General features: G+C 73.3%; 20 protein-coding genes. 17 read left to right on the forward strand and 3 right to left on the reverse strand.

Annotation, left to right across the window (positions count from 1 at the left end):
• Positions 1-40 precede the first annotated feature (40 nt).
• The gene (locus ACZ7EC_RS15445; protein ID WP_471062716.1) at positions 41-1,312 is read left to right on the forward strand and encodes a polysaccharide deacetylase family protein; all 1,272 of its coding nucleotides are present in this window, start codon (positions 41-43) and stop codon (positions 1,310-1,312) included.
• A gap of 84 nt (positions 1,313-1,396) precedes the next feature.
• Here the strand turns inward: ACZ7EC_RS15445 and ACZ7EC_RS15450 are convergent, their stop codons facing one another.
• Positions 1,397-2,422, reverse strand: a complete 1,026-nt coding sequence (locus ACZ7EC_RS15450; protein ID WP_471062717.1) for an ATP-binding protein — start codon at positions 2,420-2,422, stop codon at positions 1,397-1,399.
• A gap of 101 nt (positions 2,423-2,523) precedes the next feature.
• Here ACZ7EC_RS15450 and ACZ7EC_RS15455 point away from each other — a divergent pair, with 101 nt between their 5' ends.
• On the forward strand, positions 2,524-3,348 hold the full coding sequence (locus tag ACZ7EC_RS15455) for a Fic family protein (protein WP_471062719.1): 825 nt from the start codon (positions 2,524-2,526) through the stop codon (positions 3,346-3,348).
• Between the two features lie 397 nt (positions 3,349-3,745).
• Here ACZ7EC_RS15455 and ACZ7EC_RS15460 read toward each other — a convergent pair whose 3' ends face one another.
• Positions 3,746-4,576: an HAD family hydrolase gene (locus ACZ7EC_RS15460; protein WP_471062721.1), complete on the reverse strand. Its 831-nt coding sequence runs from the start codon at positions 4,574-4,576 to the stop codon at positions 3,746-3,748.
• A gap of 600 nt (positions 4,577-5,176) precedes the next feature.
• Here ACZ7EC_RS15460 and ssd point away from each other — a divergent pair.
• From ssd to ACZ7EC_RS15495, 7 genes are all read left to right on the forward strand, one after another.
• A complete protein-coding gene (gene ssd, locus ACZ7EC_RS15465; RefSeq protein ID WP_471062723.1) occupies positions 5,177-6,274 on the forward strand; it encodes a septum site-determining protein Ssd in 1,098 nt (365 codons plus the stop codon).
• A gap of 80 nt (positions 6,275-6,354) precedes the next feature.
• Positions 6,355-7,569 (forward strand): TadA family conjugal transfer-associated ATPase, encoded by a 1,215-nt coding sequence (locus tag ACZ7EC_RS15470; RefSeq protein ID WP_471062724.1) that lies wholly within the window; start codon positions 6,355-6,357, stop codon positions 7,567-7,569.
• A gap of 7 nt (positions 7,570-7,576) precedes the next feature.
• Complete coding sequence (locus tag ACZ7EC_RS15475; protein ID WP_471062897.1) at positions 7,577-8,422, forward strand: type II secretion system F family protein; 846 nt, start codon at positions 7,577-7,579, stop codon at positions 8,420-8,422.
• A gap of 36 nt (positions 8,423-8,458) precedes the next feature.
• Positions 8,459-9,241: a type II secretion system F family protein gene (locus ACZ7EC_RS15480; protein WP_471062726.1), complete on the forward strand. Its 783-nt coding sequence runs from the start codon at positions 8,459-8,461 to the stop codon at positions 9,239-9,241.
• 139 nt (positions 9,242-9,380) lie between these two features.
• Complete coding sequence (locus ACZ7EC_RS15485) at positions 9,381-9,518, forward strand: DUF4244 domain-containing protein (RefSeq protein WP_397987225.1); 138 nt, start codon at positions 9,381-9,383, stop codon at positions 9,516-9,518.
• 22 nt (positions 9,519-9,540) lie between these two features.
• Positions 9,541-9,879, forward strand: a complete 339-nt coding sequence (locus tag ACZ7EC_RS15490) for a TadE family type IV pilus minor pilin (protein ID WP_471062728.1) — start codon at positions 9,541-9,543, stop codon at positions 9,877-9,879.
• Positions 9,876-10,346, forward strand: a complete 471-nt coding sequence (locus tag ACZ7EC_RS15495; protein ID WP_471062729.1) for an Rv3654c family TadE-like protein — start codon at positions 9,876-9,878, stop codon at positions 10,344-10,346. Before ACZ7EC_RS15490 ends, ACZ7EC_RS15495 begins: the two co-directional genes overlap by 4 nt.
• Before the next feature lie 142 nt (positions 10,347-10,488).
• Here the strand turns inward: ACZ7EC_RS15495 and ACZ7EC_RS15500 are convergent, their stop codons facing one another.
• Entirely contained in the window at positions 10,489-13,071 is a 2,583-nt protein-coding gene (locus ACZ7EC_RS15500) for a DEAD/DEAH box helicase (RefSeq protein WP_471062731.1), read from the reverse strand.
• 81 nt (positions 13,072-13,152) lie between these two features.
• On the opposite strand from ACZ7EC_RS15500, the gene bldG reads away from it, so the two are divergent.
• From bldG to tmk, 8 genes are all read left to right on the forward strand, one after another.
• The gene (bldG, locus tag ACZ7EC_RS15505) at positions 13,153-13,494 is read left to right on the forward strand and encodes an anti-sigma factor antagonist BldG (RefSeq protein ID WP_010986038.1); all 342 of its coding nucleotides are present in this window, start codon (positions 13,153-13,155) and stop codon (positions 13,492-13,494) included.
• Between the two features lie 203 nt (positions 13,495-13,697).
• Complete coding sequence (locus ACZ7EC_RS15510) at positions 13,698-14,135, forward strand: ATP-binding protein (protein WP_471062733.1); 438 nt, start codon at positions 13,698-13,700, stop codon at positions 14,133-14,135.
• Between the two features lie 317 nt (positions 14,136-14,452).
• A complete protein-coding gene (locus tag ACZ7EC_RS15515) occupies positions 14,453-16,864 on the forward strand; it encodes a sodium-translocating pyrophosphatase (RefSeq protein ID WP_471062735.1) in 2,412 nt (803 codons plus the stop codon).
• A gap of 215 nt (positions 16,865-17,079) precedes the next feature.
• Positions 17,080-17,712 carry a small secreted protein gene (locus ACZ7EC_RS15520; RefSeq protein ID WP_471062737.1) on the forward strand — a complete coding sequence of 211 codons (633 nt, stop codon included), beginning with the start codon at positions 17,080-17,082 and terminating at the stop codon, positions 17,710-17,712.
• A gap of 119 nt (positions 17,713-17,831) precedes the next feature.
• A complete protein-coding gene (locus tag ACZ7EC_RS15525) occupies positions 17,832-19,352 on the forward strand; it encodes a DUF7059 domain-containing protein (protein WP_471062739.1) in 1,521 nt (506 codons plus the stop codon).
• A gap of 606 nt (positions 19,353-19,958) precedes the next feature.
• Positions 19,959-20,123: a hypothetical protein gene (locus ACZ7EC_RS15530; RefSeq protein ID WP_471062741.1), complete on the forward strand. Its 165-nt coding sequence runs from the start codon at positions 19,959-19,961 to the stop codon at positions 20,121-20,123.
• Positions 20,124-20,391: 268 nt separating this feature from the next.
• On the forward strand, positions 20,392-23,241 hold the full coding sequence (topA, locus tag ACZ7EC_RS15535; RefSeq protein ID WP_471062743.1) for a type I DNA topoisomerase: 2,850 nt from the start codon (positions 20,392-20,394) through the stop codon (positions 23,239-23,241).
• A 172-nt stretch (positions 23,242-23,413) separates the two neighbouring features.
• The gene (gene tmk, locus ACZ7EC_RS15540; protein ID WP_471062745.1) at positions 23,414-26,797 is read left to right on the forward strand and encodes a dTMP kinase; all 3,384 of its coding nucleotides are present in this window, start codon (positions 23,414-23,416) and stop codon (positions 26,795-26,797) included.
• Positions 26,798-26,903 lie beyond the last annotated feature (106 nt).

Consider the following 26,903-nt stretch of genomic DNA (forward strand, 5'->3'; position numbering starts at 1 on the left):
GTCAGCGTTCGTCTGAGAGAAGGAAGAAGGTGGGCGGAACATGGCCGCCAACCAGAGGATCGCCGTCGGCGTGGTCGCCGCGGCCTGTGCTGTCTCGCTCGCGGCGTGCGGGACCGGCACCCATGGCGTGCAGGAGAGGACATCCGGCCCGCAGAAGGGGGCGCCCGCGGCACCCGCGCCCAAGAGCGTGCTCCGGCTGATCGGCGACGGATCGACCGCGTACACCGGTGCGCAGCCCCGTCTGCCCAGGCCCGAGCGGCTGAAGCCCGGTCAGAAACCCCCGCAGTTCGTCGTCTTCTCCTGGGACGGCGCGGGCGAGGACAGCCAGAAGCTGTTCTCGCACTTCCGCAAGGTCGCCAAGGAGAACAACGCCAACATGACGTTCTTCCTCAGCGGTGTCTACCTGCTGCCGGAGGACAAGCGCGACCTCTACCGGCCCCCGCAGCACTCGCCGGGCAGCTCCGACATCGGCTTCAACGACCAGCAGGGGATCAGCGACACCGTCAAGCAGGCCCGGCTCGCCTGGCTGGACGGCAACGAGATCGGCACCCACTTCAACGGCCACTTCTGCGGGCCCGACGGCGGGGTCGGCACCTGGTCGGTGGACGAGTGGAAAAGCGAGATCGCCCAGGCCAAGCAGTTCGTGGAGAACTGGAAGACGAACTCCGGCATGAAGAACGCGGCCCCGCTGCCCTTCGATTACGACAAGGAGCTGATCGGCGGCCGCACCCCCTGCCTGGAGGGCCAGAAGAACTTCGTGAAGGCGGCCCGCCAACTGGGCTTCCGCTACGACTCCAGCGGGGTCGACAACCAGCTCTGGCCGAAGAAGAAGGACGGCCTGTGGGACCTGTCGATGCAGCTGGTCCCCTTCCCCGGCCACAACTTCGAAGAGTTGACCATGGACTACAACTACATGATCAACCAGTCGGGCACCCAGACCCAGGGCGACCCCGACAAGTTCGACTCCTGGGGCGACCAGGTGCGCGACAGCCTCCTCCAGGGCTTCGACCGGGCCTATGACGGCAACCGTGCGCCCCTGGTCGTCGGCAACCACTTCGAGTCCTGGAACGGCGGTACGTACATGCGCGCCGTCGAGGACGTGGTGAAGAAGGTCTGCAACAAGCCCGAGGTGCGCTGTGTCTCCTTCCACCAGCTGGCCGACTGGCTGGACGCCCAGGACCCCAAGACGCTGGAGAAACTGCGGAGTCTGAAGGTGGGCGAGGCTCCCAAGCAGGGCTGGGCGTCCTTCCTCTCCGGCCGCCCGGCCCCGGCGCCCAAGGGAGTCCCCGGAGCGCCGGCCGGCAAGGGGTAGCCACCGGGCGGCAGTTGCCGGGAGCCGCCAGGCGGGAGCTTGTCGCGCTGGAGCTGCCGGCCGGGAGCTGCCGGCCGGGAGCTGTCAGGCGGGCGTCGACACGCTCGCCTCGGCACCCGCCGCGACGCCCGCTTCGGAGTCTTCCATGCCCTCGCCGAGTACGAAGTCGGGGTCGACCTGCGCCGCCAGGTCGACCCCGGTGCGCTCATTGCCCCACGACTCGGCGTTCTTCAGGTGGAAGTGCACCATCTGGCGCATGTAGCGCTCCGGGTCCCGCCGCTCGTACATGGCGTCCGCGGTGGCCCGCAGGGTCGCGAGCGCGCGGGCGTTGGCCTCCTCCAGGAGGTCGAACCGCGGCGGGCGGCCCTTCTCCATGGCCCGCACCCAGTCCGAGCGCCCGACCGTGACCAGCAGGTCGTCCCCGACCTCCGCGCGCAGGAAGTCGATGTCGTCCTGCTCCTGGATCTTGTTGCCGACGACCTTCAGGGCGACGCCGTAGTCGCGGGCGTACTCCTTGTACTGGCGGTAGACGGAGACGCCCTTGCGGGTCGGTTCGGCGACCAGGAACGTCATGTCGAAGCGGGTGAACATGCCGGAGGCGAAGGAGTCCGAGCCCGCGGTCATGTCGACCACCACGTACTCGTCGGGGCCGTCGACGAGGTGGTTCAGGTACAGCTCCACCGCTCCGGTCTTGGAGTGGTAGCAGGCGACGCCGAGATCGGCGTCGGTGAAGGGGCCGGTGACCATCAGGCGGACGGCGCCGCCGTCGAGCTCCACCGGGCGGGCGCAGGCGTCGTAGACCGGGTTGGGCTCGCGCACCCGCACCAGCCGCGAGCCCCGCCCCGGTGGGGTCGTCTTGATCATGCTGGCGGCGGAGGCGATGCGCGGGTTGCCGCCGCGCAGATAGTCCTTGATCAGCGGCAGCCGCTCGCCCATGGCGGGCAGCGCGGCGGCCTCCGCCTCGTCCAGACCGAGCGCGGGGCCGAGGTGCTGGTTGATGTCCGCGTCGATCGCGACGACGGCGGCCTCGGCTCGGGCGAGATGGCGGATGAAGAGGGAGGAGAGCGTGGTCTTGCCACTCCCGCCCTTCCCGACGAAAGCAATTTTCATGTTCACCAAGCGTAGTTGAGTGATAGCTGTATGTGGCATGACCGAGTGAAGAAGACCACTCCTTCGTGGGGTCTGCCGGTCGGGTGCGTAGGGTCGTACTCATGAGTACGACAGGCGCGACCGCCGATCCGCTCGCGGCCCTGGGCGCACTGCCCGGCGTGGCCGAGTCCGTGGAGTCCGTGCGCAAGGCCGTGGACCGGGTCTACGGGCACCGGATCATGCGGCGCCGCAGCAACGAGATCACCTCCGAGGCCGCTCTGCGCGCCGCCCGCGGCTCGGCGGCGCTCTCCGGCGCCGACTGGGCGCTGGAGGAGGTGCGGCGGCGTACCGACTTCGGCACCGACGGCGAGGCGCGGGTCATGGGCGCGGCCCTGCGGCTGACGGCCGAGGCGGGCCAACTGCTGTCCATCTGGCGGCAGTCGCCGCTGCGGGTGCTGGCCCGGCTGCACCTGGTGGCCGCGGCGAGCGACGAGAGCCAGGTCGGCCGGCCGCGCCAGGCCGGCGAGGCGGTGGACGAGCCGCTGGTCGAGCTGCCGCTGCCCAGCGCGCGGGAGGTCTCCGGGCGGCTGGACGGGCTCGCGGACCTGATCATCGCGGGCAGCTCCGCCCCGGCCCTGGTGACGGCGGCCGTGGTGCACGGCGAGCTGCTCGCGCTGCGCCCCTTCGCCTCGCACAACGGGCTGGTCGCGCGCGCCGCCGAGCGGATCGTGCTGATCGGCAGCGGCCTGGATCCGAAGGCGATCTGCCCGGCCGAGGTCGGCCACGCCGAACAGGGGCGCGCCGAGTACCTGGCGGCGCTGGACGGCTACGTCTCGGGCACTCCCGAGGGCATGGCCGCCTGGATCGCGCACTGCGGGCGCGCGGTCGAGTTCGGGGCGCGGGAGTCGACGGCGGTGTGCGAGGCGCTTCAGCGCGGCGCGGCCTGAGGTTTCGCGGCCGGATGCGGACAGAGGCCGGCCGGGCGCGGACGAGAATGCGGCGGTACGAGTGCTCGTACCGCCGCTGGCATGAACGCCCGGTTACCAAGCGTCCTCGATGACTTGCCCATCAGGACGGGGACTTTGCCCGTACCTGGTGCGGCTGGCCCGTATTCGACGGGTCGACGTCGCGTGGGTGCCCGGTGTTCATGCGGTGGTCCGTGGGCCATTTGCGTAGTGACTGGGGATCCTCTCGGATGTCCATGGTCGCGCGGGCCGCTGATTTCTTTGTACCGCGCGGTGGGGGACAAGCGGAACCCCTGCCCGCACTTCTTTACTTTCGGGTGCAAGCAGGGGCGAAAAGGGCGCTCGGGGGTGCGCGGTACGCGCCGTCAGCCGCGGCTCGTCATACGGTGCCCCGGCGCCGGTTGGCGTACCAGACGAGGCCGGCCGTCGCGGCCGCCGCTCCCACGGCCGCCGCGGCGACGAGGGCGGGGCGCGGCGGCACGGAGAGGGTGGGCAGCCGCTTCTTGAGCGGGACGGGGCGGCGGAACTCCAGGACCGGCCAGTTGCGCGCGACGGCCTCGCGGCGCAGCGCGCGGTCCGGGTTGACGGCGTGCGGGTGCCCGACCGCCTGGAGCATCGGCAGGTCGGTCGCCGAGTCGCTGTAGGCGAAGCAGCGGTCGAGGTCGTACCCCTCGGAGGCGGCCAACCCGCGGATCGCCTCCGCCTTGGTCGGGCCATAGGCGTAGTACTCCACCTCGCCGGTGAAGCAGCCGTCCTCGCCGACGACCATGCGGGTGGCCACCACCCGGTCCGCGCCCAGGAGTTCACCGATCGGCTCGACCACCTCGGCGCCGGACGTGGAGACGATCACCACGTCCCGGCCGGCCGTGTGGTGCTCCTCGATGAGCGAGGCGGCCTCGTCGTAGATGATCGGATCGATCAGGTCGTGCAGGGTCTCGGCGACGATCTCCCGCACCTGCTGCTGGTTCCAGCCCCGGACCATGTCCGAGAGATAGGCGCGCACCCGCTCCATCTGGTCGTGGTCCAGACCGCCGGCCAGGAACACGAACTGGGCATAGGCGGTGCGCAACGCGGCCCTGCGGTTGATCAGCCCGCCTTGGTAGAAGGACTTGCCGAAGGTGAGTGTGCTGGACTTCGCAATGACTGTCTTGTCCAGGTCGAAGAAGGCCGCCGCGCGGGGCAAGGAGTGGTTTTCCACGCCCCTGAGCATAGGCGCCCACCATTCGGCGTAAGGTGGGGCGCGTGGGTTTGCCTGAGAAGGCTCTCGGGTACACCATGGAAGTCACGGATCGTTCGCGACCGTGCTAACCCGGTCCGGCTCCTCCCCCCCCGAGTCGGCCGTGGGGACGACCCCCGCTCTCCCCCCCGGCGGGGGTCGTCGCATGTCCGGACGGGTTTTCCCGCCTCTTTCCTTCCTTCGTACGGCCCAGCGGCCGGCGCTTCCGCGTCGGGACCGCCGCTTTCGTGCGCCCATGATCCGTTACTCGGGGTAATCGTAGGGCTGCGCTGTGGATGCCGCACGGGCTCGGTGCGGGCGTCACCGGTTTGGGTGACGGAGTTATTCACAGGGTCCGAGTTGTCCACGGTTTTCCACCAAGATCCACACGATTTTGCGGATCGGCGCACGGTGATTCCCACGCGCTCCCGCCGCGGCGAGTTCACGGCCGGTTCCGTTTGCGGGAGGCGTATGGCCGATTCCGGTCGGCCGTTCATGTCGCTGTTCACGCCGTTCATATGGAAGCCGCCCGCCGGTTCTCCACATGTCGGGAAATCGCGTGGCCGCGGGGCCGCGCGGCGAAGGGGGAACACCGTGTCCGGAACCATCACCCATGACCCACCGCCCGTCCGCGGCGGCGGTCCGCTCATCGTCACCGAGGACACCGCGCTCCTGGACGACCTGCTGCGCCTGTGCGCGGCCGCGGGTGCGACACCCGAGGTGCACCACGGCGTTCCCGACCAGGGCGACACCTGGGCGGCGGCCCCGCTCGTGCTGGTCGGGGACGACGCCGCCCACCGGCTGCTCGGGGCCGCGCGCCGGCGCCAGGTGGTGCTGATCGGCCGGGACAAGGAGGACCCGGACGTGTGGCGGCGCGGCATGGAGATCGGCGCCGACCATGTGCTGATCCTCCCCGACGGCGAGCAGTGGCTGGTCGACCGGATCGCCGATGTCGCCGAGGGGGTCGGCCGCCCGGCCCTCACCGTCGGCGTGATCGGCGGCCGGGGCGGGGCCGGCGCGTCCACCCTGGCCTGCGCGCTCGCCGTCACCGCCGCCCGCGAGGGGGTGCGCACCCTGCTCGTGGACGCCGATCCGCTCGGCGGCGGCCTCGATGTGCTGCTCGGCGGCGAGGGCGCCGAGGGCCTGCGCTGGCCGGCCTTCGCCGCCTCCCGCGGCCGGGTCGGCGGCGGCGCCCTGGAGGAGTCGCTGCCCGCCCTGCACTCCCTGCGGGTGCTCAGCTGGGACCGGGGCGACTGCGTCGCCGTGCCGCCGCAGGCCGTGCGCGCGGTGCTCGCCGCCGCCCGGCGCCGCGGCGGTGCCGTCGTGGTCGACCTGCCGCGCCGTCTGGACGACGGGGTCGGCGAGGTCCTCGCCCAGCTCGACCTGGCCCTCCTCGTGGTCCCCGCCGAGCTGCGGGCACTCGCCGCGGCCGGCCGGATCGCCGCCGCCGTCGGCAGGGCCGTCCGCGATCTGCGGGTCGCGGTGCGCGGGCCGTACGCGCCCGGTCTGGACGACCGCGAGGTGGCCCGCCTGCTCGGCCTGCCGCTCGCCGGGGAGGTGCCGGTGGAGCCCGTCCTGCTCCGGCCGAGGGGCGGCGCGAAACCGCCGGGCGCGAGTGGACGCGGCCCGTTGGCCCGGTTCTGCACGGGGTTCTGGGAGCGGGCGCTGGTGGAGTCCGGGGGTGCGCGGTGAGCGCGGTCCGGGGGAGCGGGACGAGCGGGGTCCTGGGGCAGGAGACGAGTGCGGTCCGGGGGCGCCGGACGAGCTTCGACGTGCCCGACCAGGCCGCCCTGCTCGACGGGGTGCGCCGGCAGCTCGCCGAGAGCGGCGCCGAACCCACCCCGGCGCGGGTCGCACAGGCGCTGCGCGCGCAGGGGCGGGTGCTCGGGGACGCCGAGATCCTCCAGGTGGCCGAGCGGCTGAGATCCGAACTCGTCGGCACCGGGCCCCTGGAGCCGTTGCTCGCGGACCCCGAGGTCACCGACGTGCTGGTGTCGGCGCCCGACCGGGTCTGGGTGGACCGGGGCGGCGGCCTGGAGCTGACGCCGGTGACCTTCCCCGACGCGGCGGCGGTACGACGCCTCGCGCAGCGGCTCGCCGCGGTGGCCGGACGCAGGCTGGACGACGCCCGGCCGTGGGCGGACGCCCGGCTCCCCGACGGCACCCGGCTGCACGCGGTGCTGCCCCCGGTCGCCGTCGGCTGCACCTGCCTGGCCCTGCGGGTGGTACGACCGCGGGCCTTCACCCTCGCCGAACTCGTGGCGGCCGGCACCATCCCGCCCGGCGGCGACCGGATCCTGCGCGCCCTGCTGGCCGCCCGGCTGTCCTTCCTGGTCAGCGGCGGCACCGGCAGCGGCAAGACGACGCTGCTCAGCGCCCTGCTGGGCCTGGTCGGCGCCGATGAGCGGATCGTGCTCGCCGAGGACTCCGCCGAGCTGAGACCCGACCACCCGCATGTCGTCCGGCTGGAGACCCGTCCCGCCAACCAGGAGGGCGCGGGCCTGGTCGCCCTTGAGGACCTGGTGCGCCAGGCCCTGCGGATGCGGCCGGACCGGCTGGTCGTCGGAGAGGTGCGCGGGCCCGAGGTCGTCCATCTGCTGGCCGCGCTCAACACGGGCCATGAGGGCGGCTGTTGCACGGTCCACGCCAACACGGCCGGGGACGTCCCGGCCCGCCTGGAGGCGCTGGCCACGGCCGCGGGGCTCGACCGCGCCGCCCTGCACAGCCAGTTGGCGGCGGCCCTGTCCGTGGTGCTCCACCTGGTGCGGGACCGGTCCGGACGGCGCCGGATCGCGGAGGTGCACGTCTTGGAGCGGGACGCCACGGGGCTGGTGCGGACGGTGCCCGCGCTGCGGTGGGGGGAGCGGGCGTTCGTGCGGGAGAAGGGGTGGGGGCGGCTGGCACGGCTGCTGGGCGGAGCGGGGGAGTTCGAGGACGGGTTCGGTGGTGGGCGCGACGGGTTCGGTGGTGGCGAAGGTGGCGGGTGAGATGTCGATGGGGGTCGCGCTGGTCTGCCTCGGCGCGCTGGGATGGCTGCTGTGCGAGCGGCACCACGGGGCGCGGCGGGCGCGGCTGCTGCTGGCCGGGGACGCGGGGCCGGGGGCCGGTCCCTCGGTCCAGGACCGACTCGCCTCGCTGGTGCGGCGGTTGCGTGCCCGTTGGGGAGCCGAGTGGTGGGCCCTGGCCGTCGGGCTGCCGCTCGCCCTGCTGGGCACCTCGGTGATTCCGGTCGCTGTGGGGGCGGCCGGGGTGCCCGTGCTGCGCCGGGTGCGGCTGGCCGGGGAGGCGAGACGCGACCGGGAGCGGCGGGCGGACCGGGTGATCGCCCTGTGCGGGGCGTTCGCCGGGGAGGTGCGGGCCGGACGGCAGCCCGGCGAGGCGCTGCTGCGGGCGGCGCGGGACTCGGGCGGGCTCGGCGAGGCAGGGGCGGCCGTGGTCGCGGCGGCCCGCTTCGGCGGGGATGTGCCCGGTGCCCTCGCCGCGGCTGCCCGGCAACCGGGTGCCGAGGGGCTGCTCGGTCTGGCCGCCTGCTGGCGGGTGGCCGTCGACCAGGGCGCGGGGCTCGCGGCCGGTCTCGACCGGCTGGACGGCGCCCTGCGTGCCGAGCGGGATCAACGCGCCGATCTGCGCGCCCAGTTGGCGGGCGCCAAAGCCACCGCCGTCCTGCTCGCCGCCCTTCCCGCCCTCGGGCTCCTGCTCGGCGCGGCCATGGGCGCCGCCCCGCTGCGGGTCCTGCTGCACAGCGGCCCCGGCCTCGGCTGCCTGCTGATCGGCGCGGCGTTCGAGACGGCCGGGCTGTGGTGGTCGGCGCGGATCGTGCGGGGAGCGGGGGCGGCGTGAGCGGCCGGTCCGGGATGCGAAAGGAGGGGTGAGGGCGTGAGCGGGGATGTCGTGCACAGGCTGGGGACGGCCGCGGTCCTGGTGCTGGCGCTCGGCTGGGGCGGCCGGGTGGCGGTGTCGGTCCGGCGGGGACGCCGGGCACGGCAGCGGGCGGCCGGGCTGCTGGCGCCGGGGGCCGGGGTGGAGAAGCCGCCGCCGCGGGCCGTCATGGACGCGGTACGGCGATGGCTGCCGCCCGTGGGCGCGGCGGGCGGGGTGTGGGTGCTGGTCGGCGGCGCCGCCGGGGTGCTGCTCGGGCTGGGCGTCGGTGCCGTGCTCTGGCGCCGGCGGGCCCATCAGGTGGCCGCGGGCGGGGCGACGGCCGTCGACATCGCCGAGGCCGCGCGCCAACTGCCGCTCGCCGCCGATCTGCTGGCGGCCTGCATCGCGGCCGGTGCCGGGCCGGTGGTCGCCGCGCAGGCAGTGGGAGAGGCCCTGGGCGGACCCGCGGGCCGGGCGCTGGCGCGGGGCGCGGCGGAGGTGCGGCTCGGCGGCACACCGGCGGACGCCTGGCGCGACCTGGCCGCGCTGCCGGGCGCGGACGCCCTGGCCCGGCTGCTGGAACGGGCCGGTGAGTCGGGACTGCCCGCCGCCGCTCCGGTGGCCCGTATCGCCTCGGACACCCGCGCGCAGTGGAGCCGCATCGCGACGGCACGGGCCCGGCGGGCGGCCGTACTGATCTCCGCGCCGGTGGGGCTGTGCTTCCTGCCCGCCTTCGTCGCGCTCGGAGTGCTGCCCGTGGTGATCGGACTGGCGGGCGGGGTGATGGCGGGGAGGTGAGGGGCGGCGGTGGACGCCGTGGAAGACGACTGGCCGGAAATGTGCGGAACGTACCTGTGAAAACAAGGGAGTCGAAGTGAAGAGGAAGATCGTCAGGGTGCTGGCAGGGGTGCGGCGGGTGAGCCGTCGGGACTCCGGGATGGTGACCTCCGAGTACGCGATGGGGATCATCGCGGCCGTCGGATTCGCGTTGCTGCTCTACGAGGTCGTCACCAGCGGCCAGGTCCGGGCCGAGCTCCAGTCCATCGTGAAGAAGGCCCTCAGTGCGCGGATGTGAACGGGGCTCGGACGGTGGGTTCGTGACGGCGGAGGCGGCCATGGTGCTCTGCGTGCTCGTGGCGTTCACGATGGCGCTGGTCTGGGGGCTGCTGGTGGCGGCGGCACAGATCCGGTGCGTGGACGCGGCCCGCACCGGCGCACGGGCCGCCGCCCGCCAGGACCCGCCCGCCGCGGTGCTGTCGGTGACCCGCCAGGCGGCGCCGCGCGGAGCCCGCGTGACGGTCGGCCGGGAGGGCGACCAGGTCCGGGTGACCGTGGTGGCGAGACCGCCGGTGCTCAGCGGACTGCCCTTCGAACTCCGCGAGGAGGCCGTGGCGCTGGCGGAGGAGACGGTCGGGGAGAGGGGAGCGGCGCCGTGAGGCGACAGGGGGTGCGGGTGTGGGTCCGGGACTGGCGTTGGGGCCGGGCTCCGGCTCGGCGGACGGCGGGCCGGTACGGCTCCGACCGGGGGTCCGCCTCCGTCTGGGGGCTCGGGGCGATCGCGGTGCTCTGTGTGGTGTTCGGCGCGGTGCTGGCGCTCGGGCACGCTGTCACCGTCCGGCACCGGGCGGCCGGTGGTGCGGACCTGGCGGCACTCGCGGCCGCGGACCACTGGGCCGAGGGCGGTGGGACGGCCTGCGCCCGAGCCGCCCGCGTGGCGTCGGCCCAGGGGGTACGGCTGGTGCGCTGCACGGTCGAGGGCGAGATCGCGGACGTGACGGCGGCCTCGGGAAGCGGCCCCTTCACGGCGGAGGTCCGCTCCAGAGCCGGCCCGGCGGCCCCCACCCCGCCCGCGCCCGCCCCGCAGCCCCTCGCACCGCCGCACTCCGCCCTGGAGAGCCGGTGACACGGGCACCGGGCGAGCCGCCCACCGGCACTCGGGCCGCGGCTCCAGGCGCGCAGGTACTCGGGGCCGCGGTCCCAGGTCCTGTGGCTGCGGCGCGGTCGTCGAAGCGTCCGCCGCCACCCGATCCGCCCTGTCCCCGGCGTCAGCCCCCCGTACCCCGCCCCGAAGTCGGCGCCGTCTCCTCCGGTGGGGCTTCCGCCGCCGGCTCCTGTTCCGGTGGCCGGGGTGCGTCGCGCAGCAGGGTCGTCAGGAGGCGGACCGCGCCGCGCTTGTGGAGGGGGTCGTTGCCGTTGCCGCACTTGGGGGACTGGATACAGGAGGGGCAGCCGGCGTCGCACTCGCAGGAGGCGATGGCCTCGCGGGTGGCGGTGAGCCAGGCGCGGGCGGTGTGGAAGGCGCGCTCGGCGAACCCCGCGCCGCCGGGGTGGCCGTCGTACACGAAGACCGTCGGCAGGAGAGTGTCGGGATGCAGCGGTACGGAGACGCCGCCGATGTCCCAGCGGTCGCAGGTCGCGAAAAGCGGCAGCATGCCGATGGAGGCGTGCTCGGCGGCGTGCAGGGAGCCGCCGAGGATCTCCGGGGTGATCCGGGCCTCGTCCAGCTGGTCCTCGGTGACCGTCCACCACACCGCGCGCGTGCGCAGCGTACGAGGAGGGAGGTCGAGTTTCGTCTCGCCCAGCACCTCGCCGGTGATCAGGCGCCGGCGCAGGAAGGAGACCACCTGGTTGGTGACCTCGACGGAGCCGTAGCAGAGCCGGCCCGCGCCCCAGGGGATCTCGGTGTCGGTCTCCAGGACGGAGATGGCGGTGGTGTCGCGGGCGACCGTGGAGTACGGCGGCTCGGCCTGCTCGACCAGGGCGACCGAATCCTCCAGATCGAGGGAGCGCACCAGGTAGGTGCGGCCCTGGTGGAGGTGGACCGCGCCCTCGTGGACGGTGGAGTGCGCGGCGGCCTCGTCGACCGTGCCGAGCAGGCGCCCCGTGCCCTCCTCCACGATCTGCACCGGGCGCCCGCCCGCGCCGCGGATGTCGGTCAGGTCGGCGGCCCGTTCCCGGCGGGTCCAGTGCCAGGCGCGGGCCCGCCGGCGCAGCAGCTTCGCGGCCTCCAGCTGCGGCAGCACGTCCGCGCAGGCGGGACCGAACAGGGCGAGGTCCTCCTCGGTCAGCGGGAGTTCCGACGCGGCGGCACACAGGTGCGGGGCGAGGACGTAGGGGTTGTCGGGGTCGAGGACGGTCGACTCCACCGGCCGGTCGAACAGGGCCTCCGGGTGGTGGACGAGGAAGGTGTCCAGCGGATCGTCTCGCGCGACGAGGACCGCGAGGGCGCCCTGCCCGGAGCGGCCCGCGCGGCCCGCCTGCTGCCACAGGGAGGCCCGTGTGCCCGGATAGCCGCAGATCACCACCGCGTCCAGCCCGGAGACGTCCACGCCCAGCTCCAGGGCCGTGGTGGCGGCGAGCCCGAGGAGTTCCCCGGAGTGCAGGGCGCGTTCCAGCGCGCGCCGCTCCTCGGGGAGGTAGCCGCCGCGATAGGCCGCGACCCGCCGGGCCAGGGAGCGGTCGACCTCGGCCAGTCGCTCCTGGGCGATCACCGAGATCAGCTCGGCGCCGCGCCGGGAGCGTACGAAGGCGACCGAGCGCACGCCCTGCACGGTCAGGTCGGTCAGCAGATCGGCGGTCTCCGCGGTGGCGGTGCGGCGTACCGGCGCGCCCTTCTCGCCGTGCAGCTCGGTGAGCGGCGGCTCCCACAGGGCGAAGACCAGCTCGCCGCGCGGGGAGGCGTCGTCGGCGACCTCCACCACCGGCAGGCCGGTCAGCCGGCGGGCGGCGACGGCGGGTTCGGCGGCGGTCGCGGAGGCCAGCAGGAAGACCGGGGAGGAGCCGTAACGGGCGCAGACGCGGCGCAGCCGGCGCAGTACCTGGGCGACGTGCGAGCCGAAGACGCCCCGGTAGGTGTGGCACTCGTCGATGACGACGTACTTCAGCGACTTCAGGAAGGAGGCCCAGCGCGGGTGGGCGGGCAGTATCCCGCGGTGCAGCATGTCGGGGTTGGTGAGGACGTAGTTGGCGTACTGGCGTACCCACTCGCGTTCCTCGAAGGGGGTGTCGCCGTCGTACACGGCGGGGCGGACCGCGCTGCCCAGTGGTTGTGAAAGTTCCTTCACCGCGCGGCACTGGTCCGCCGCGAGCGCCTTGGTGGGGGAGAGGTACAGCGCGGTGGCCCCCCGGCCGGCCACCCGTGGCCCGCCACCGCCCCGTGGAGGCTCCTCGCGCTGCTGTGCCCAGCGGGTGGACGCTTCCGAACCCTCCAGAAGGGTGGACAGCACGGGCACGAGGTACGCGAGGGACTTGCCGGAGGCGGTGCCGGTGGCGACGACCACCGAATCGCCGTCCAGGGCGTGCTCGGCGGCCAGTGCCTGGTGCGCCCAGGGATGCTCGATGCCGCACTCCTGTACGGCCGCGATCACCTCGGACCGAATCCGGTCAGGCCAGACGGCATGGCGGCCCGTGCGCGGGGGCAAGTGCTCCGTATGAGTGATGCGCGCGGCCCGGCTCGGACCGGAGGCGAGCCTGCCCAGGACAGCGCCCGGCGACGGGCGGGACGCCGGGTCGGGCACGGGTCGATCGGATCGGTGATTCTTGGCCATCGGCACCGAGTGTGTCACTGGCGTGACGGACAATGGAGTCAAGGCGTCGTACACGCACGCCGGTAAGTGATTGAATGCCATCGCGGCTGGCGTTGCGTCCCGAGGGCCGCACGTCAAGATGCCCGAGGGGCGACCGCTCGATAGCAAGGTGCTGGAGGATCCGTGGACCTGTCCCTGTCGACCCGTACCGTCGGCGATCGTACGGTCGTCGAGGTCGGTGGCGAAATCGATGTATACACCGCGCCCAAGCTGCGCGAGCAGCTGGTCGAGCTGGTGAACGACGGCAATTTCCACCTTGTCGTCGACATGGAGGGCGTGGACTTCCTCGACTCCACCGGACTCGGCGTGCTGGTCGGCGGCCTGAAGCGAGTGCGGGCCCATGAGGGCTCGCTGCGCCTGGTCTGCAACCAGGAGCGCATTCTCAAGATCTTCCGTATCACCGGCCTCACCAAGGTGTTCCCGATCCACACCTCGGTCGAGGAAGCGGTGGCGGCCACCGACTGACCCGGTCCGGCCGACCCTGCCGCCGGCGTGTCTGCCCGCGGCGGGGCCGCCGGTGGGTCGTGCCCGGTTCCGGCCGCCGTGCCCCGTCTCGCACCCCGTAGGTGCCGTGCCGGGTGCGCCGGGCGGATCCGGGTATCGAAGTTCATGAGGGGCGGGTCCGGCGAACCCGCCCTACCGCAGTCCCGTAGTCGTGAGGGGGATGCATGGCCACCGTCGAACTCCGCTTCAGCGCGCTGCCCGAGCACGTCAGGACCGCCCGTCTGGTGGCGGCCGCGGTGGCACGCAGGGCCGGAGTGGACGAGGCGGTTCTGGACGAGGTGCGGCTCGCCGTGGGCGAGGCGTGCTCCCGTGCCGTGGGACTCCACCAGACCGGCGGCATCGACGCGCCGGTGAAGGTGGCGCTGATCGAGGAGGAGAAACAGTTCTCCATCGAGGTCGGCGACGAGGCCCCGCACGCGGTCCCGGCCGAGCAGGTGACCCATGGCGCCGCCGCGGACGCGGACGTCGAGGCCGAGGAGGACGAAATGGGCCTCGCGGTCATCAGCGGCCTCGTGGACGACGTCGAGGTCACCACCGGGGAGAACGGCGGGCTGATCCGCATGACCTGGCCCGCCGCCCCGCCGGCGGTCACCGTCGGCTGAGGCCCCCCGCCACTCGACGACCCCGAACACACGACACGATCAGGGCCCTGCTCAGCAGGGCCCTGATCGTGTTTCAGGCAGATCATTTCCGGCGCCCCCAGGAATTCGTGAAGGAATTCACGATCAATAGCCGTATCATTCGATCAAGATTCCATGGGATCGACGGCGTCCGTCAATGCTTTTGAGGCATTACCCCTTTCGAAGTCGGTCACCGGTGCATGCAGGCCATTTCCGTTTACCGTGCTCTTTTGGCATCACCCAGGGGTACCTACAATCCGTCCACATCTTGAGCTCAGCCCAAGCGTCAAGGAGGACGAATGGCGGGGCTTTCTTACCCCTCTGAGTTTGACCACCCCACATACCTCGCGGCCGCGGTGCTCACCAACGGCAACAGGGTCATCGTGGCCGTCATCGCGGCGGTGGCCCTCGCCGCGCTGGTGGTCGCGGGGATCCTGGTGCGCCAGGTACTCGCCGCGGGCGAGGGCACCGACAGCATGAAGAAGATCGCCGAAGCGGTCCAGGAAGGCGCCAAGGCGTATCTCGCCCGGCAGCTGCGCACGCTCGGCGTATTCGCCGTCGTCGTCTTCTTCCTGCTCCTGCTGCTGCCCGCGGACGACTGGAATCAGCGTGCCGGGCGCTCGGTGTTCTTCCTGATCGGTGCGGTGTTCTCGGCCGCCACCGGCTATATCGGCATGTGGCTCGCGGTACGCAGCAATGTGCGGGTCGCCGCCGCGGCACGGGAGGCGACTCCGGGCGAGGGCGAACCCGAAAAAGATCTCACGACCGTCTCGCACATCGCGATGAAGATCGCATTTCGCACGGGCGGTGTGGTCGGCATGTTCACGGTGGGCCTCGGCCTGCTGGGCGCCTCCTGTGTGGTGCTGGTCTACGCCGCCGACGCGCCGAAGGTCCTGGAGGGCTTCGGCCTCGGCGCCGCCCTGATCGCCATGTTCATGCGAGTCGGCGGCGGCATCTTCACCAAGGCCGCCGACGTCGGCGCGGACCTGGTCGGCAAGGTCGAGCAGGGCATCCCGGAGGACGACCCGCGCAACGCCGCCACCATCGCGGACAACGTGGGCGACAACGTCGGCGACTGCGCGGGCATGGCGGCCGACCTCTTCGAGTCGTACGCCGTCACCCTGGTGGCCGCGCTGATCCTCGGCAAGGCCGCCTTCGGCGACTCGGGGCTCGCCTTCCCGCTGCTGGTGCCCGCCATCGGCGTGCTCACGGCGATGATCGGCATCTTCGCGGTCGCCCCCCGGCGCGCCGACCGCAGCGGCATGACCGCGATCAACCGCGGCTTCTTCATCTCCGCGGTGATCTCCCTCGTCCTGGTCGCCGTCGCGGTCTTCGTCTACCTGCCGTCGAGTTACGCCGACCTCAGCGGAGTGACGGACGCGGCGATCAAGGGCAAGGACGGCGATCCGCGGGTCCTCGCCCTGGTCGCGGTGGCCATCGGCATCCTGCTCGCCGCCGTCATCCAGCAGCTGACCGGCTACTTCACCGAGACCAACCGGCGCCCGGTCCGCGACATCGGCAAGACCTCCCTGACCGGTCCCGCCACCGTCGTCCTGTCCGGCATCTCGGTCGGCCTGGAGTCCGCCGTCTACACCGCGCTGCTCATCGGGCTCGGCGTGTACGGCGCGTTCCTGCTCGGCGGCACGTCGATCATGCTCGCGCTGTTCGCGGTCGCGCTGGCCGGCACCGGTCTGCTGACCACCGTCGGCGTGATCGTCGCCATGGACACCTTCGGGCCGGTCTCCGACAACGCCCAGGGCATCGCCGAGATGTCCGGCGACGTCGAGGGCGCGGGCGCGCAGGTGCTCACCAACCTGGACGCGGTCGGCAACACCACCAAGGCGATCACCAAGGGCATCGCGATCGCCACCGCGGTGCTCGCGGCGTCGGCCCTCTTCGGGTCGTACCGCGACGCGATCACCACCAATGTGCAGGACGTCGGGGAGAAGCTCAGCGGGCCCGGCGCGCCGCTGAGCCTGTCCCTGGACATCTCGCAGCCCAACAACCTGGTCGGGCTCATCGCGGGCGCCGCGGTCGTCTTCCTCTTCTCCGGACTGGCCATCAACGCCGTGTCGCGGTCGGCGGGCGCGGTGGTGTTCGAAGTGCGGCGGCAGTTCCGCGAGAAGCCCGGAATCATGGACTACACGGAGAAGCCCGAGTACGGCAAGGTCGTCGACATCTGCACCAAGGACGCCCTGCGGGAGCTGGCCACGCCGGGTCTGCTCGCCGTGATGGCACCGATCTTCGTCGGGTTCACGCTCGGCGTCGGCTCGCTCGGCTCCTACCTCGCCGGTGCGATCGGCGCGGGCACGCTGATGGCGGTGTTCCTCGCCAACTCCGGCGGCGCCTGGGACAACGCCAAGAAGCTGGTGGAGGACGGCCACCACGGCGGCAAGGGCAGCGAGGCCCACGCCGCCACGGTGATCGGCGACACGGTCGGCGACCCCTTCAAGGACACCGCCGGGCCGGCGATCAACCCGCTGCTGAAGGTCATGAACCTGGTCTCGCTGCTCATCGCGCCCGCGGTGATCAAGTTCTCCTACGGCCATGACAAGAACCTCGGCGTGCGGATCGGGGTCGCGATCCTCGCGCTGCTGGTGATCGGCACGGCCGTGTACATCTCCAAGCGGCGCGGCATCGCCGTCGGCGACGAGGACGAGGAGAGCGCCGGACGGGTCGCCAACTCGGCCGACGCGGCGGTGGTTTCGTAGGTTTCAGGACTCGGCCTGCGCAAAGAGCGGGCGGGCGGTGCGTTCTCCGGGGCGCGCCGCCCGCCCGTTCGCGTGTGCGGGTGGGGTCCCGTCCGTGTGCGGGCGTGGCCCTGCCGTGAGCCTTCTCTCGCACAAAAAGTAATAAAAGGTACCTAGGGGGCGATCGGTGTGCGGAGGGTGTGCGTCCGCCGTGTAGGGTCCGGGGCCCGAGAGCCATGGAAGGGACCAATCCGGTGAACAAGAAGCTCGCGGCCGCACTGTCCGGCGGTGCGGTACTGGTGGCTGCGCTGTCGGGATGCAGCGGCAACAGCGCCCCCAAGGGGCCCGACCCCAAGCTGGTCTCCTGGGCCAAGTCGGTGTGCGACGCCGTACCCGCGCAGGACGCGAAGATCAAGGCGGCCAACGCGGCGATCTCCACGACGGCGGCCGACACGGCCAAGCCCGAGACGCTCCAGAAGACCGACTCCAAGGCGTTCCAGGACATGGCCGACGGCTACAAGGCGATCGCGACCTCCGTCAACGAGGCCGGCGCGCCCCCCGGAGTCGCCGGCGGCGCCAAGCGGCTCAGCGATGTCGTGAAGAGTTTCAACAGCCTCTCGGCCTCCTACGCCGACCTGAAGAAGCAGGTCGACGGCCTGGACACCAAGGACCAGGCGAAGTTCGCCTCCGGGCTGCACGACGTCGCCCAGCAGATGACCGAGCTGGAGAAGAAGCACCAGAGCGGCACCGAGTCCCTGAAGGCGCTCCAGCAGGGCGAGGTCCAGGACGCCATCGCCCAGCAGCCCAGCTGCAAGAAGGTCGCCTCCGCGGCGTCGTCCTCGCCCTCCGCGCCGTCCACGGCGGGCTGACCGGCGCCCGAGGCAGGACGTCCGCGGCGGCCTGACCGCGCCCGGCGCGGGCGGGGGACGGCCGTGCGCGCCGGGCGTGCGCGCCGTCCCCTTCGGCCCGCGCGGGACACAATGGGACCGTGACTGACTCCGCACTCGCCCCCCTGCCCGCCGCCGACCGTCCCGAGGCCGCCGCGCGCCTGCGGGACGCGCTGCTGGCCGCGTCCTTCACCGCCGACGGTCTGCTCGAACTGCTCGGCGCGCCCGCGTACGCGGCGCTGGCCCGCAGCGAGACCGTGCCCGCGCTGCGGGCCACCCGTGGCGACACGCCGCTGGAGACCCTCGTACGGCTCCTCCTGCTCCAGCAGCCCGTGCCCCGCGCGCGGGTGGCCGCCGTACTCCCCGTCGAGGAGGCGGTCGAGGCCGGGTGGCTGGTGCGGGTGGGCGGCGACGAGGTGGCCGCCACGGTGGATGTACGGCCGTACGGCGGTCCCGGCGGCGAGGACTGGTTCATCGTGTCGGACCTCGGCTGCGCGGTCGGCGGCGCGGGGGGCATCGGGCAGCGGGCCGAGGGGGTCGTGCTGGGGGTCGGCGGGGCGTCCACCACGCTCGCCGGCATCACCGTGCGCACGCCGGTCGCCGCCGCCCTGGACCTCGGCACCGGCTCCGGCATCCAGGCGCTGCACGCCTCCCGGCACGCCACGCGCGTGACGGCGACCGACCTCAACCCCCGCGCGCTGCACATCACGGCGCTCACGCTGGCGCTCTCCGGCGCGCCCGCCGCCGAGCTGCGCGAGGGCTCGCTGTTCGAACCGGTGCGTGAGGACGAGAAGTTCGACCTGATCGTCTCCAACCCGCCCTTCGTGATCTCCCCCGGCGCCCGGCTCACCTACCGCGACGGCGGCATGGGCGGGGACGATCTGTGCCGCTCGCTGGTCCAGCAGGCGGGGGAACGCCTCACCGAGGGCGGGTACGCGCAGTTCCTCGCCAACTGGCAGCACGTGGCGGGGGAGGACTGGCAGGACAGGCTCAGGTCGTGGGTGCCGCGCGGGTGCGACGCGTGGATCGTGCAGCGCGAGGTCCAGGACGTCACGCAGTACGCCGAGTTGTGGCTGCGGGACGCCGGGGACCACCGCGGGGACCCGGCGGAGTACCAGGCGCGGTACGACGCCTGGCTCGACGAGTTCGAGGCGCGCAAGGTCAAGGCGGTCGGCTTCGGCTGGATCACCCTGCGCAGGAGCGAGGCGGCCGAGCCGTCCATCACGGTGGAGGAATGGCCGCATCCGGTGGAGCAGCCGCTCGGGGACACCATCCGGGCGCACTTCGAGCGCGTCGACTACCTGCGCGAGCACGACGACGCGGCGCTGCTCGCCCACCACTTCAGGCTGGTCGGCGAGGTGGTGCAGGAACAGGTCGGGCTGCCCGGCGCGGAGGACCCCGAGCACGTCGTGCTGCGCCAGCACCGCGGCATGCGCCGGGCCACCAAGGTGGACACGGTCGGCGCGGGCTTCGCGGGCGTCTGCGACGGCACCCTGAGCGCGGGCCGCATCCTGGACGCCATCGCCCAGCTGATGGGCGAGGACTCCGTCCGCCTCCGCGACCAGACCCCCGCCCAGATCCGCCTCCTGGTGGAACAGGGCTTCCTGGAGCCGGCGAACTGAGGGAACCGCCCGGCGCGGGCCGGTGAGGACGGGGGCGGCCGGATCCGGGCGGGCCGGGGCGGGACGGGGCGACTCGGAACCCGGCCCTGGGCCCGTCCCTGACCGCAGCCCCTTGGGGGCACGGCAGGCGGCTGCGGGCGAAGACGCGTCCGCGTCGGGGTGGTCGTCGTGCGTGCGGGGCGTACCCCGGTCCGGGGTCGCGCGGCGATGGTCGCCGTCCCGGTGATCCGCCGCAGGCGCGGGGGCGTGCACCTCGGCCCGCTCGTGCGCGGCCGAGGGCGGGGTACCTCGCCCAGCCTGCCCCGCGGAAGCAGCCCTGCTCCTGATGAACCCCGCACACGGCCGCTCCCCACCTCCGCACCCCCGCCCAAAGCCTCCCGCGCCCGCCCGCGTGTCTCCCGTTGGCAAAACGGCCGGAAAAATATCTGTCGCGAGGTGGACAGGGCCGGCCCCGCTTCCCCGGCCGGTCGGGAGGCGGGACGGCGGTCCGCCGTTCACCCCGTCGTCGCCCGCCCGTCGCCCCCGCGTGCCAGTCTCACCGCGCTGGGTGGAGCCGGAAGGGGCGGGCGGGGGATGGAGCAGGGGCCGGCGGCATTCGTGGGGGCGGTGTTTGTCCTGTTCGGAGGGGCCCTCCTGGTGTGGACCGGGGCGCGGCTGCGGCGGGGTGAGGCGGTGGCCCTCGGTGTGAACCGGGTCGCATCGGCCACCCTCGCGAGCGTGGCCGGAAGCCTCGCGCTGGCCCTCGGCGGCTACTGCCTCACGCGCCTCTGACGTCGGCGGGTGCCGGCCCGCCGGTGTGTCGCGGGAGCAAGAGGAGCGTCACGCTCCGGACAGACCCGGACGGGGTACCCGGCAGTCCGGGCGGCAGGAATGCCGGTAGTCGGGTTACCGTTCGAGTGGCCGTTGTGGGCTTTTCCCGTTTGACACGGGGGCGGGATGTACCGTCACACTCCGCAGCGTCACACGTGCCAGCAGTACGTTGCGACCCCGGGACCAAGGCCTGGGGAGGCCACAGCGTCGACCGGAGAGAAGAGCGAAGTTGTCCCCGACCAGCGAGACCGCAGAGGGCGGCCGCCGACTCGTCATCGTCGAGTCGCCTGCCAAGGCGAAGACGATCAAGGGCTACCTCGGCCCCGGCTACGTAGTCGAAGCGAGCGTCGGGCACATCCGTGACCTCCCCAACGGCGCCGCCGAGGTGCCCGAGAAGTACACCGGTGAGGTGCGCCGCCTCGGCGTGGACGTCGAGCACGACTTCCAGCCGGTCTACGTGGTCAACGCGGACAAGAAGGCGCAGGTCAAGAAGCTCAAGGACCTGCTGAAGGACTCCGACGAACTCTTCCTGGCCACCGATGAGGACCGGGAGGGCGAGGCCATCGCCTGGCACCTCCAGGAGGTGCTGAAGCCGAAGATCCCGGTCAAGCGGATGGTCTTCCACGAGATCACCAAGGACGCGATCCGCGAGGCCGTCGCCAACCCGCGGCAGCTCAACCAGAAGTTGGTCGACGCCCAGGAGACCCGCCGCATCCTCGACCGCCTCTACGGCTACGAGGTCTCCCCGGTGCTGTGGAAGAAGGTCATGCCCCGGCTGTCGGCCGGCCGCGTGCAGTCCGTCGCGACCCGGCTGGTGGTCGAGCGGGAACGCGAGCGCATCGCCTTCCGCTCCGCCGAGTACTGGGACCTCACCGGCACCTTCGGCACCGGCCGCGCGGGCGACCCCTCGGACCCGTCGTCGCTGGTCGCGCGTCTGCAGACCGTCGACGGACGGCGTGTCGCGCAGGGCCGCGACTTCGACTCCGTCGGGCAGTTGAAGTCCGCGAACACCCTGCACCTGGACGAGGCGACCGCGCGCGCCCTCGCCGCCGCCCTGGAGAACACCCGCTTCTCCGTGCGCTCGGTGGAGTCGAAGCCGTACCGCCGCTCCCCGTACGCGCCGTTCCGTACGACGACGCTCCAGCAGGAGGCCAGCCGCAAGCTCGGCTTCGGCGCCAAGGCGACGATGCAGATCGCCCAGAAGCTGTACGAGAACGGCTACATCACGTACATGCGTACGGACTCCACGACGCTGAGCGAGACCGCCATCTCGGCCGCCCGCGCCCAGGTCACGCAGCTGTACGGCGCCGACTACCTGCCCCCGCAGCCGCGGACGTACGCGGCGAAGGTGAAGAACGCGCAGGAGGCGCACGAGGCGATCCGTCCCTCGGGTGATCGTTTCCGCACGCCCGCGGAGACCGGCCTGACCGGCGACCAGTTCAAGCTGTACGAGCTGATCTGGAAGCGGACCGTCGCCTCCCAGATGAAGGACGCGACCGGCAACAGCGTGACCGTGAAGATCGGTGGCACCGCCGCCGACGGCCGGGACGTGGAGTTCAGCGCCTCCGGCAAGACGATCACTTTCCACGGCTTCCTCAAGGCGTACGTCGAGGGCGCCGACGACCCGAACGCCGAGCTGGACGACCGCGAGCGCCGGCTGCCGCAGGTCGCCGAGGGCGACGCGCTGTCCGCCGAGGAGATCACGGTCGACGGCCACGCCACCAAGCCCCCGGCCCGCTACACCGAGGCCTCCCTGGTCAAGGAGCTGGAGGAGCGCGAGATCGGCCGCCCGTCGACCTATGCGTCGATCATCGGCACGATCCTCGATCGCGGCTATGTCTTCAAGAAGGGCACGGCGCTCGTGCCGTCCTTCCTGTCCTTCGCCGTCGTAAACCTTCTGGAGAAGCACTTCGGCCGGCTGGTCGACTACGACTTCACCGCCAAGATGGAGGACGACCTCGACCGCATCGCCCGCGGCGAGGCCCAGGCCGTGCCGTGGCTGAAGCGCTTCTACTTCGGCGAGGGCACCATCAGCGGCGCCGCGGCCGACGCGGGCAACGGCGACGGGGACCACCTCGGCGGCCTCAAGGAACTGGTCACCGACCTGGGCGCGATCGACGCCCGCGAGGTGTCCTCCTTCCCGGTGGGCAACGGCATCGTGCTGCGGGTCGGCCGCTACGGGCCGTACATCGAGCGCGGCGAGAAGGACACCGAGCAGCACCAGCGCGCCGACATCCCCGAGGACCTGGCGCCGGACGAGCTGACCGAGGAGCTGGCCGAGAAGCTGCTGGCCGAGCCCAGCGGCGACGTCGAGCTGGGCACCGACCCGGCCACCGGCCACCAGATCGTCGCCAAGAAGGGCCGCTACGGGCCGTACGTCACCGAGGTCCTCCCCGAGGGCACCCCGAAGACCGGCAAGAACGCGGTCAAGCCGCGCACCGCCTCCCTCTTCAAGTCGATGACGCTGGACACGGTGACGCTGGACGACGCGCTGAAGCTGATGTCCCTGCCGCGTGTCGTCGGCACCGACGCCGAGGGCCAGGAGATCACCGCCCAGAACGGCCGTTACGGGCCGTACCTGAAGAAGGGCACGGACTCGCGCTCGCTGCAGTCCGAGGACCAGATCTTCACGATCACGCTGGAGGAGGCGCTGGCGATCTACGCCCAGCCCAAGCAGCGTGGGCGGGCCGCCGCCAAGCCGCCGCTGAAGGAGCTGGGCGAGGACCCGGTGTCCAAGAAGCCGGTCGTGGTCAAGGACGGCCGCTTCGGGCCGTACGTCACCGACGGCGAGACCAACGCGACCCTGCGCTCCGGTGACAGCGTCGAGGCGATCACCCCGGAGCGCGGCTTCGAACTTCTTGCCGAGAAGCGCGCGAAGGGCCCCGCCAAGAAGGCCGCGAAGAAGGCACCGGCCAAGAAGACCGCGCCGGCGAAGAAGGCCACCGCCAAGAAGACCGCGGCGAAGAAGACCACGGCGAGCGCCGCGAAGAAGACGACGGCGAAGAAGGCCACCGCCAAGAAGGCGACGGCGGCCAAGTCGGCGTCTTCCGGCCCGGCGGCTTCGGGTCCGGAGGACTGAGACCCGGAGGACCGGCCCCGGAGGACCGACTCCCCGACGACCGGGCCCCGTAGGGCCGCGTCCCAGGAGCCTCGTCTCGCCCCGCGCACGCCCCGGCATCACTTTGGTGTCGGGGCGTGCGCATGCCAGGAGTGCGAGGTGTGGTGTCGGCGGCTGCGGATAGGCTGAACGCATGACGCGAGCCGAGCAGCCAACGGCCCACACTCCAGAACCGGACGACGCCCTGGTCGCGGACTCCCGCGAGCGCGCCGTACGTTCCCTGTTGCGCCGACCGCAGTTGCGGCGCCTGTGGAGCGCGCAGCTGGTGAGCGGGGTCGGCGACCTTCTCGCCCTCTTCGTCCTGGTCGCCCTCGTCCTCCAGGCGTCGATCGCCCAGGGGGCGTTCGGCGGCGGTTACCGCGGCGTGGCGTTCGCGGTCGCGACGGTCTTCGCCGCCCGCGGCCTCGCCGCGCTGGTCTTCGGCGCGGTCCTGCTCGGGCCGCTGACCACGCTCACCGCCGAGGGCGGCCCGCTCGACCGCCGCTGGACCATGGTCGGCGCCGACGGCCTGCGCGCCGCGCTGCTGATCGCGGCCCCCCTGTGGATCGACTGGACCCCGGCGAACGCACCGGCCGTGCTGCTGGTCACCGCCTTCGTCACCGGCGTCGCCGAGCGGCTGTGGACGGTGTGCCGCGAGAGCGCGGCCCCGGCCCTGCTGCCCGCCCCGCCGCCGGAGGGCGCGACCGTGCGGCCGCTGCCGGACCACATGGACGCCCTGCGCCGCCTCGCGCTGCGCACCGCCTTCCTCGCCGTACCGCTGGCCGCCGCCACCCTGGTCGTCGCCGCCCTGTTCAACAACCTGCTGGCCACCGGCGTGCCGTGGTTCGACCAGCACCACGCGGCCCTCGCGTCGTACGTGGCGGCGGGCCTGTTCGCCGCCTCCCTCTCGCTGCTGACCGCCCTGGAGCTGCCCGGCACGCGCACCCCGCGCCCCCGGTCCCCGCTGGAGGGCCTGCGCCGCCCGCGCACCGGCGCCGGTGTCGACAAGGGGCGCACGGGCGCGATCCCGCTGCTCGTCCCCGCCTGCGCCGCCGTGGCCGGGGTCATCGCGGCCGCCGTCTCCGTGTGCGTGCTGCACGCGACCGACCTGGGCGGCGGCCCCGTCCTGTTCGGTCTGCTGGTGCTCGGCCTGACTGGCGGCGTCGCCCTCGGCATCCGTACGGCCCCCGCGCTGCTGCCCTCGCTGTCCCGCCGCCGGCTGCTGGCCCTCGCGATCGCCTTCACCGGCATCGCGCTGCTGGCCGCCGGGCTGGTCCCGGACGTCACCACGGTGCTGCTGATCCTCACCCTGGCGGGCCTCGGCGCGGGCATCGCGGCCAACACCGGGCACGCGCTGCTCGACCAGGAGACCGAGGACTACCGCAGGGCTCGGGTCACCGAGCACCTCCACGCCGTCGTCCGCGTCTTCATAGCGCTCGGCGCGGTGATCGCCCCGGTGGTCGCCGGGCTGATCGGCCGGCACCGGCTGGAGAACGGCCGGTTCGTGTTCGCGCACGGCGGCGCCTCGTTCACGCTGATGCTGGTCGGCGCCCTGCTGCTGCCGGTGGCCGCGCTGGTGCTCGCCAAGGTCGACGACCGTTCCGGCATCCCGCTGCGCCAGGACCTCAGGGACGCGCTGCTCGGCGGCGACGACCCGGTCGAGGCGCAGGCCGCGAACGGCTTCTTCATCGCCCTGGAGGGCGGCGACGGCGCCGGCAAGTCCACCCAGGCCGAGGCCCTCGCCGAGTGGATCCGCGGCAAGGGCCACGAGGTCGTGCTCACCCGCGAACCGGGGGCCACCCCGGTGGGCAAGCGGCTGCGCTCGATCCTCCTGGACGTCTCCTCGGCCGGTCTCTCGCACCGCGCGGAGGCGCTGCTGTACGCCGCCGACCGCGCCGAGCACGTCGACACCGTCGTACGCCCCGCCCTGGAGCGCGGCGCGGTGGTGATCTCCGACCGCTACATCGACTCCTCCGTCGCCTACCAGGGCGCCGGCCGCGATCTGTCCCCGACCGAGATCGCCCGCATCAACCGCTGGGCGACCGACGGTCTGGTGCCGCACCTGACCGTGCTGCTGGACGTCGCTCCGGAGGCCGCCCGCGAGCGGTTCACCGAGGCGCCGGACCGGCTGGAATCGGAGCCCGCGGAGTTCCACGCGCGCGTGCGTTCCGGTTTCCTCACCCTGGCCGCCGCCGACCCCGGCCGCTACCTGGTGGTGGACGCCGGGCAGGAGCCCGAAGCCGTCACCACCGTGATCCGGCACCGCCTCGACACCGTGCTGCCGCTGTCCCGAGCCGAGATCGAGGCCCGTGAGGAAGCGCGCAGGAAGGCCGAGGAGGAGGCGCGCCGCAAGGCCGAGGAAGAGGCCGCGCGCAAGGCCGAGGAGGAGCGCCTGGAGCGTGAGCGCCAGGAGGAGCTGGCCCGGCTGCGCGCCGAGGAGGAGGAGCGCAAGCGCCGCGAGCTGGAGGAGGCGCAGCGCCGCGAGGCCGAGCGGCAGGCGGAGGAGGCCCGGCAGCGGGCGGCCGAGGCGGCCCGGCGCGCCGAGGAGGAGCGGCAGCGGCTGCTCGCCGAGGAGAAGGCCCGCGCCGAGGAGGAGGCGCGCCGCAGGGCCGAGGAGGAGCGCCGCCGCGAGCAGGCCGAGGAAGAGGCCCGGCTGCGCGCGGAGGAGGAGGCCCGCCAGGCCCGGATCCGCGCCGAGGAGGAGGCCAGGCTGGCCAGGGAGCGCGCCGAGGAGCAGGCCCGGCGGCTGGAGGCGCAGCGCAAGGCGGAGGAGGCCCTGCTCCGCGCCGAGGAGGCTCGCCGCCGTGCCGCCGAGGCCGCGGCGGCCGCCGACGCGGCGGCCCGCAGGCCCGGCAGCCCCCAGCCGAAGGCCCCCGGCGTGACCTCGGACGCGGCCACGGTCGCCACTCCGGTGGTGTCGCCTGACCGGGGCGCGGGGGAGACGGGCAGCGGCGCGCAGGCGCCGGGCCGGGGCGTGGAAGCGTCGGGCCGGGGTGCCGGAGGGACGGGCCGGGGCGCGGAGGAGACCGTGCCCACGCCGGTCGTCTCGCCCGACCGGGACGAGCCGTCCGCCCGCGCCGCCCGGAACCCGTTCTCCGAGGCCGAGACGACCGCCGAGCTGCCCCAGCCGCCCGCCGTCGCGGGCGCCGCGGACGAGACGGCCGTGCTGCCGCAGGTGCCGGCGGGCGCCGCCGAGGAGACGGCCGTGCTGCCGCAGGTGCCGGCGAGCGCCGCCGAGGAGACCGCCGTGCTGCCGCAGATCGGCGCGGACGAGACGGCCGTGCTGCCGCCCGTGCGCGACGACGCCCCGGCCGACCGGGTGCCGCGCGGCTTCTTCCGCGACGAGCGCCCCGCGCACCCCGACGGCTCCGAGGACCGCACCCGCGAGATGCCCCAGCCCGGTGCCGAGAGCGCCCGCCGCCGCCCGCGCCCGGACTGGGCCGAGGAGACCCCGCTGGACGACCTGCCGTCGCTGGCGGACGAGTTGCTGGGGTCGTACGACGACCGGGACGAGCCCCGCAGGGGGCGCCGGGGCTGATCCCGGACCCCGTTGTGAGCGGCGCTCGCGTCCTGCCGGAGCAGGGGCGGGCGCCGCTCGGCGTTCCCGGTGTGGTCCCGGTTGTCAGACCCCGCCCGCACAATGG

The sequence above is a fragment of the Streptomyces sp. NPDC037203 genome (assembly GCF_055605065.1).